This window comes from Achromobacter sp. FW305-C-30-7 (assembly GCF_058783105.1).
On the sequence record NZ_JBYSYI010000010.1, the window covers coordinates 196,068 to 203,927 of the forward strand.

The following is a 7,860-nucleotide window of genomic DNA, read 5'->3' on the forward strand; positions in this document are numbered from 1 at the left end:
TCCGGAACGGGGAACGGGAAGCCCATTCTATTCAGGAAGGCAAGGCCGAGTCGATGCCGTCCACTCAAGGCCATGGCCAGGCGGATTGGTCTTGGGAAAGAACTGCAATGTGGGTCGCCAGCCTCAGGATCCAAGGCTTGAAATGGGCTTGGTTCTGGAACGATGCGCCACGCAGGCGAAAACGCAGGCGGCCGCGATGCTCGCGCCCCAGACCGCATGATGCAGCGGCATCGCCAGGGCCGTCCTCAGGCCGGCGTCGGAGGCCATGGTCAGCAGATCAACCGGCGCCACGGCCAGCCATAGCAGCGCCGCGGCCCCCCATTGCTCCGGCCACAAGCGACGTTCGTCGCGCGCCAAGGCGTGCACGCCGCAGGCGATCCACGCCAGGAAGAAAGCCGCCACCTCGCGCTCATGCAAGCCCTCCGACGCGGGCCACGCCAGGCGGTTGGCCAGCAGATAGGCGGCGCAGGCGCATGCCGGGCCGCATACCATCGCCACATTCAGCCGGTGCACCGCCCGACCGAAGCGGGAGGCGGCCGCCGCCGGCCGCGCCGTGTACAGCACCAGTCCCGTCGCGATCATGGCTGCGCCTGACAAGGCCAGCAGGAAGTACAGCGCGCGCAACAGGGGCGCGGCGTAGTAGCCATAGTGCAGTCCGCCCAGGGTCCGGATCAGCTGCAAGGATCCGGGATAGCTTGTTTGCACGTCGACGACCTCGCCGCTCGCCGCCAGCACGGACACGCGGTCGGGAAACGCCAGCAGGCGATCGTCGTAGCGGCGCCAGACATCCGCAAGCGCGCCTTGCGTGCCGGGCTGCCTGATCCCGATCGCGGCGATCTTGCCCGCGCCCAATTCCGGCTCGGCGCGCAAGGCCAGCGTGCTCAACGGCAGCATCTCCGTCGCGCCGCCTGGCCGCGGCGCGGCCGGCGGCTGCGGAAACACCTCGGCCACCATCGCCGCCACGTCGCCGCCATAGCGGCTTTGCCCCCCTGCAGGCAAGTAGCCCAGCAGCAGCGTGCTCAAGGCGGTGAACAGGATCATGCAATGGAACGGCAGCGGCAGCACCGACAGCACGTTGTGCGCATCGAGCCAGGCGCGGCCCGGCGAGGCGCGCGGCCTGAACACGAAGAAATCCGCGAAAAAGCGCCGGTGCACGATGACGCCGGAAACCAGCGCGACCAGCAGCGCCAGGGTACAGGCGCCGACCAGCCAGATACCGGCCTGTCCCGCATGCAGGCTGTAGTGGAACTCGACCAGGAAATCGCCGCCCTCTGTGTCGCGCGGCACGATCTCGCGCCCGCCGGCCGGATCTAGCATCACGGCGCCGCCGCCGTCTGCATCTTCCCACGACAGCGCCAGCAAGGGGCGGCGGGCATCCGGCAATTCGATCCGCCATGCCGCCGCGCCCCCGGCGTTCCGCTCCAGCCAGTCTTGCGCCAATCCCAGGGCCTGGGCCTGGCTGGCCTTGCCGGCGGCCGAAATCTCGGGCTTCATCCAGCGGCTGATCTCCGGCGCATAGACGCTGAGCGCGCCGGTCAGGAATATTGAAAACGCCAGCCAGCCAAACAGCAGGCCGACCCAGGTGTGCAGCCAGGCCATGCGCTGGCGCAGGCTGCCTTCCGGATACGCGTTCATGCCGCCGCTCCCCAGGCAAAGAACCAGGAGCCCATGCATCCCGCCACAATGGCCAGCCACACCCGGCCCGGGCTGCGCGCCGCGAATGCCCAAACCGTGAGGGCCACCTGCACGGGTATGGCGGCCAGGGCCGGATAGAGTATGGCGTCGGCAGGCGCCAGCGGCAGGCGGGCCGCCGCCGCAACCGCTGCCCACACCAGCGCGTAGGCGCCCAAGGTGGCCGCGGCCATGCGCGCCGCCACGCCGCGCCAGCTGCTGCGGGGCCTCACCACGCGTACCTGAGCGTGGCCAGCAGCAAGCGCCCGGCGCCGTAGGTGCACGACGTCGTCGTCACGCAAGTGCCCACGTAGCTGCGGTCGAACAGGTTGCTGGCGTTCAGCGACAGCGTCATGCCGCGCATGGCGGGCTGCATCTGGCCCAGGTCGTAGGATAGGGCGGCATCGACCAGCGTCACCGCGGGAATGCGCAAGGTGTTCGCCGCGTCGCCCCAGTCCGCGCCGATGTAGCGCACCCCTGCCCCCAGGCCCAGGCCTTGCAGCGGCCCGTCCTGCACCTTGTAGGCCAGCCATGCCGCAGCCTGGTGCGCCGGCGCGTAATACTGCTTCTTGCCTTCGCGCGATTGCGGCGCGCCATCGACGATGTCGACGTTGGAGCTCTTGGTCACTACCGCGTCGACGTAGGAATACGAGGCGATCAGGTCCCAGCCGCGGGCCAGGCTGGCCTTGCCTTCCAGTTCGATCCCGCGCGAGCGGACCTCCCCCGCCTGGAGCTGGAAGCCCGGCGGACGCCCTGGGGTGGTATCGGTGGTCAGCACATTGGTTTGCGTCAGTTGATAGGCCGACAGGGTCACCATGCTGTCGCTGCCCGGCGGCTGGTACTTCAGTCCCGCCTCGATCTGCCGGCCCTTGGTCGGCTGGAACGGGTTGCCCTGGTAGTCGGTGCCGCCCGTGGGCGCGAACGACGTCGAGTACGCCACGTAAGGCGCCAGGCCGCTCTCCAGCATGTAGGTCAGGCCCGCCCTGCCGGTGAAGGCCGAGTCGTTTTGCGAGACCTTGCCAGAGGTCAGCAGATTGCGTGTGGTGCTGCGCGCCATGTCGTAGCGGCCGCCCAGCGTCAGCAGCCAGTTGCCGTACGAGATCTGATCCTGTGCATAGACGCCAGACTGCTCGGTGCGCTGGCGCGAATCGACGCGGGGTATCAGGTCCGCGATGCCGGGCCTGGGCCGCCCGTAAACCGGATCGTAGAGATCCAGCGGCGGCACGCCGGCAATGACGTTGGCGAACTTGTAGGTGTCGCGCATGTCCAGATAATCGAAACCTGCCAGGAACTCGTGCCCGACCTGGCCGGTGTTGAAGCGCGCGACCGCCTGGGTATCCACGTTCAGCGTCGCGCCAGTGCCCTGGCCGCGCGACATCGAGCGCGACCAGGTGCGCATGTCCACCGGGTTGAGCATATAGCCCACGGTGGTGCGCGCCTCGCCCCGCATGTGGCTGTAGCGCAATTGCTGCCGCACGGTCCAGGTGTCGTTGAACTGGTGCGAGAACAGATAACCGGCGGAGTATTGTTCCCGGTCATAGGTATCCCAGCCGGGCTCACCGGTATAGCGGTCGCGGGGGATGCGGCCGTTGGGATTGGAATAGAGCGTACCCGCGGCCGGCAGGTTGCCGTAGATGGGCACCTGATGGTCCTTCTGGTAGAAGCCCAGCAAGGTTAGCGAAGTGGCTGCCGACGGCCGCCACGTCAATGCCGGCGCCACGAAAGTCCGGTCTTCTTCCGAGTAGTTGGCGGACTGGGCCGCGTCCCGTTGCAACGCGACCAGGCGGTAGCTCCACTGCCCTTCCTGGTCTATCGGGCCGCTCAGATCCAGGGCGGCCTGCGCCCGGCCGTAGCTGCCGGTCTGCAGCTCGATCTCGCGCAGGGGCGTTTGCGTGGGCAGCTTGCTCACCATATTAATGAGTCCGCCGGGCGTGTTCTGCCCATACAGCACCGAGGATGGCCCCTTCAGCACCTCGACCCGCTCCAGCCCGTAGGGCTCGATCTGCAGCATGCCGAAGCTGTAAGCGCCAAAAGGCAGCCGGGCGCCATCCAGGTTGTTGCGGGCTGCATGGCCGCCGCGCAGGTAGATGTTGTCGTAGCGCAGATCGGCGCTGCCGCCCGGAGAATAGGCGCCCGGCGTGTAGGCCAGCGCCTCGACGATGCTGCGTGCGCCGCGCATCGTGATCTCGTCGCGCGTGACCACGTTCACCGTCTGCGGAATTTCCAGGATGGGCGTGTCGGTCTTGGTGCCGGTGGCGCTGCGCTGCGCCACGATGCCGACGACCGGTCCGTAAGCCGACTCCTGCGCCCCCTCCACCCGCACCGCCGGCAGCATCGCCGCCGGCTCCGCGGGAATCCGCCTGAGCGTGTAGACGTTGGCGCCATCGCGCCGCGCCGCCAGCGGCGTGCCCGCCAGCAACTTCGCCAGCCCCGCCTCGACCGTCCAGGCGCCTTGCAGCCCTGCCGTGCGCCAGCCTTCGGCCAGGGCCGGATCGAACGAGAGATTGATGCGCGCCATCCCGGCGAATGCCGACAGCGCCGGTCCCAGCGGACCCGCCGGGATGTCGAACCGCGCCTGGGCGGCCGCGCTGGACGCCGCGGCGGCCGGCTGCGCGTGGATAGCCGGCGCCACGGCCCCCAGGGCCGCGCAAAGCGCGCCTGCGGCCGCGCGGCGGCGCGTACGGCGAGATGGCCTGGCCGCGTTGATCTTGCTTGAAAACATGCTGATCCCGACTGAGTGCTAGCGAAGGTGCTATATGGACTTGTCGGACGAGCCCGGAAAAGGGGCCAAAAGTCGGCGCGGCCCGGTCAGGCCGGCACCACGCTCACCCAGTAGCGGCTGCGCGAAACCACCCGCACCGGCAGGCTGCGCGACACCGCCAGCAGCACCGCGTCGGTATCGTCCACCTGAAAGCCGCCGGAAATGCGCAGATCGGCCACCGCCGGGTCGCAGCGCAACAGGCCGGGGCGATAGCGCGCCAGCTCTTGCAGGAAGTCGGCCAGCCTCATGTCGTCCGCATAGAGCACCCCATCGAGCCAGGCTTGGGGCGGATGCACATAGGCGCGGGGCGCCAGGACCTCGCGCTCCGAAAACTCGCTGCACTGCCCCGCAGTCAGGACGACACCCGCCGCAGCTGCTCGCGGCTGCAGCCGCACTTGGCCCTCGATCACCGCGACCCGGCTGCGCGCCTCCAGCTGGCGCACGCCGAAGTACGTCCCCAGCGCCTGCACGCTGCCTTCGGCGGTGCGGACCCGCAGCGGCCGCGGATCGGCCGGCACGGCATGGGCCGAACGCAGCAGGATTTCGCCTTCGCGCAGCAGCACCAGACGCTGTTGCGCCGAGTAATCCAGGTCCACCGCCGACGCCGTGTTGAGCGCCAGCACGCTGCCGTCCGGCAACTCGAACTGCCGGCGTTCGCCGCTGCCCGTGGCGTAGTCCGCCGTCCAGCTCTGCCTGGGCGCCGTGCGCCATGCCAGCCAGCCGGCGGGCAGCGCCACGATCAGGCCGGCCAGCGTCCGCAGGCCGGCGCGCCGCGTGGCGTCCGCGTTCAAGGCGGCCCGCCCCAGGCCCGGCGGCAAGCCGCCGAACTTGGCCAGGATCGCCTGAGCCCGGGTCCAGGCGCGGTCGTGCTCGGGGCTGCGCTGGCGCCAGCGCTCGCAAGCCAGTTTGTCCGCCTCGGAGAAGCGCCCCGAATGCAGCCGCACCAGCCAATCCGCGGCTTCGCCCGCGATCTTCGGGTCGATGGCGTCGGTTGCCGTGGTCATGGCGCCGCCAGGATGCAATGCTTGAAGGCTTCAGCCATGTAGCGCTTGACCGTGCGCACGCTCACCCCCATCTCCGCGCCTATCTGTTCATACGTCAGCCCGTCGAGCTGCGACAGCAGGAATGCGATGCGGGCCTTGTCCGGCAAGGCCGCCAGCAAGGCATCCACCTCCCGCAGCGTCTGCAGCACCATCAGCCGCTGCTCTTCCGACGGCGCATGCCGCGCCGGCATGGCAGCCAGGGCCTCGAGGTAGGCCTGTTCCAGCGCGTGGCGCCGGTACATATCGACCATGAGACGTTTGGCGATGGTGGTCAGGTAGGCGCGCGGCTCCTGCAAGTCCGGCATGGCGCGCCGCCGGTAGCTGCTCAACAGCCCGACGAACGTGTCCTGGGCCAGGTCGGCGGCATCGGCGCTATTGCCCAACCGCCGGCGCAGCCAGCCGAACAGCCAGCCGTGATGCGCGTCGTAGATGCGCTGCACGGCGACGGCGGTTGGTTCGGGTTGCGGCATGGCGAGGGGGGCGGCTATTTCGATAATAGGAATTAGTCGCAATTATCGCCATAAACCCGCGCACCGGCAATGCGCCGGTTCCGATCCCAGGCTTGCAGCCCGGCGCGGCCTGTCGAGCGAAACCGGCTCCGATCCGGTACAGCCCGACTCGCGTCCGGCTGCCCTCCGCCGTCAAAGCGCTGTGCCGTACGCCTCCAGGTCCTCCGGATCCAGCCAACCCTCCAGCGCTCCAGCATCCGGCGGCTGCGGCGCGGTCGGCCTGGCGTTGGGCGTCCTGCTGAAACGCGGCGCCGGGGCGGGCTGCGTGATGCCGTCCACCTCCAGCAAGGTGCCGCGCGCCCGGACCTGGGGATGCCCGGCGGCGTCCGCCAACGTTTGCACGGGCGCCACGCACACGTCCAGCTGCGCCAGCCGCTCGCACCATTCGTCCCGGCGGCGCTGGGCGAAGGCCGCGGCCAGCACCCTCCGCAGGCGGGGCCAGGTGGTCCTGTCCTGATGGTCCCCCAAGTCGCGGATGGCATCGTCTTCCAGGCCCAGCTGCCGCAGCAGCAGTTCGTGGAAGCGGCGCTCTATCGGGCCGACCGACAGCCACAGGCCGTCCGCGCATGCATACACGTCATAGAACGGCGCGCCCGAATCGAGGATGTTGCTGCCCCGCTGGGGCTGCCATGTCCCCGACGCGGCCAGGCCGAAGAAGGCCGTGGCCATGGAGGCCACGCCGTCCATCACGGCGGCGTCCACCACCTGGCCTTGGCCCGACTGGCGCGCTTCGATGATGGCGGCCAGCATGCCCAATGCGAGAAAGGGGCCGCCGCCGCCGAAATCGCCCACCAGCGCGAGCGGAGGCGTGGGCGGCTGGCCGGCCCGGCCGATGGCGTCCAGCACGCCGGTGACGGCGATGTAGTTGATGTCATGCCCGGCCACTTGCGCCAGCGGCCCGTCCTGGCCCCAGCCGGTGATGCGGCCATAGACCAGCCTGGGGTTTGCGGCCAGGCAGGCTTGCGGCCCCAGGCCCAGCCTCTCGGTCACGCCGGGACGGAATCCTTCTATCAGCCCATCGGCCTTGCGCAGCAGCCGCAGCACCAGCGCCACGGCGCGCGGGTCTTTCAGGTCCAACGCGATCGAGCGCCGGTTGCGCAGCAGCAGGTTGTACTTCAGCTCGCGCTTGACGCCCAGGTCGGCGGGCTCCTTGCGTTCGATCCGCAGGACCGTCGCGCCCATGTCGGCCAGCAGCATGGCCGCCATCGGCCCCGGACCGATGCCGGCCAATTCGATGATCCTGATTCCAGCCAGTGGTCCCATGTGTTCGTCTTCCCAGGTCTAGGCGGCGGACGCGCCGCCGGATCAAAGCAATTCGATGGCGATGGCCGTGGCTTCGCCCCCGCCCAGGCACAGGCAGGCCACCCCGCGGCGCAGTCCGCGCCGCTCCAGCGAGTGCAAGAGCGTGACAATGATGCGCGCGCCGGTGGCGCCTACCGGATGTCCCAGCGCGCAGGCGCCCCCTTCGACGTTGACCCGCTCGGCCGGCAGGCCGAGGTCGCGCAGCGCGATCAGGGCGACTACAGCGAAGGCCTCGTTGACTTCGAACAGGTCCACCGAATCGCGGCTCCAGCCCACCCGGTCGAGCAGGCGCGCGATGGCGTGCACCGGCGCGACAGGGAATTGCCCCGGCGCCAGCGCGGCGGCGGCATGCCCGGCGATGCGCGCGCGCGGCGCCAGCCCCAGCGTTTCCGCGTGGCCCAGCCGCGTCAGCGCCAGCGCGGCCGCGCCATCCGAAATCGACGAAGCGTTGCCGGCCGTGACCGTGCCATCGGCGGTGAAGACCGGTTTCAGGCTGGCCAGCCGCGTCGCGTCGCACAGGCCCGGCGTCTCGTCGTCGGCCACGAGCGCGCCCGCGGGCTCGCCACGGCGAGCC

General features: G+C 69.8%; 7 protein-coding genes. All 7 read right to left on the minus strand.

The features are described 5' to 3' along the window. Positions 1-123 precede the first annotated feature (123 nt). Complete coding sequence (locus AC3WOB_RS26845; protein ID WP_492276704.1) at positions 124-1,635, minus strand: PepSY-associated TM helix domain-containing protein; 1,512 nt, start codon at positions 1,633-1,635, stop codon at positions 124-126. Next, entirely contained in the window at positions 1,632-1,904 is a 273-nt protein-coding gene (locus AC3WOB_RS26850; RefSeq protein ID WP_492276705.1) for an iron transporter, read from the minus strand. Before AC3WOB_RS26850 ends, AC3WOB_RS26845 begins: the two co-directional genes overlap by 4 nt. Beyond that, positions 1,901-4,393, minus strand: a complete 2,493-nt coding sequence (locus AC3WOB_RS26855; protein ID WP_492276706.1) for a TonB-dependent siderophore receptor — start codon at positions 4,391-4,393, stop codon at positions 1,901-1,903. The genes AC3WOB_RS26850 and AC3WOB_RS26855 overlap by 4 nt, the downstream gene beginning before the upstream one ends. A gap of 86 nt (positions 4,394-4,479) precedes the next feature. Further along, positions 4,480-5,436: a FecR domain-containing protein gene (locus AC3WOB_RS26860; RefSeq protein ID WP_492276707.1), complete on the minus strand. Its 957-nt coding sequence runs from the start codon at positions 5,434-5,436 to the stop codon at positions 4,480-4,482. Then, complete coding sequence (locus AC3WOB_RS26865) at positions 5,433-5,945, minus strand: sigma-70 family RNA polymerase sigma factor (protein ID WP_492276708.1); 513 nt, start codon at positions 5,943-5,945, stop codon at positions 5,433-5,435. Before AC3WOB_RS26865 ends, AC3WOB_RS26860 begins: the two co-directional genes overlap by 4 nt. 171 nt (positions 5,946-6,116) lie before the next feature. Next, entirely contained in the window at positions 6,117-7,247 is a 1,131-nt protein-coding gene (locus AC3WOB_RS26870) for a CaiB/BaiF CoA transferase family protein (RefSeq protein WP_492276709.1), read from the minus strand. 42 nt (positions 7,248-7,289) lie between these two features. Continuing rightward, positions 7,290-7,860: thiolase family protein (locus AC3WOB_RS26875; protein ID WP_492276710.1), on the minus strand; the 571-nt coding region annotated here is incomplete at its 5' end.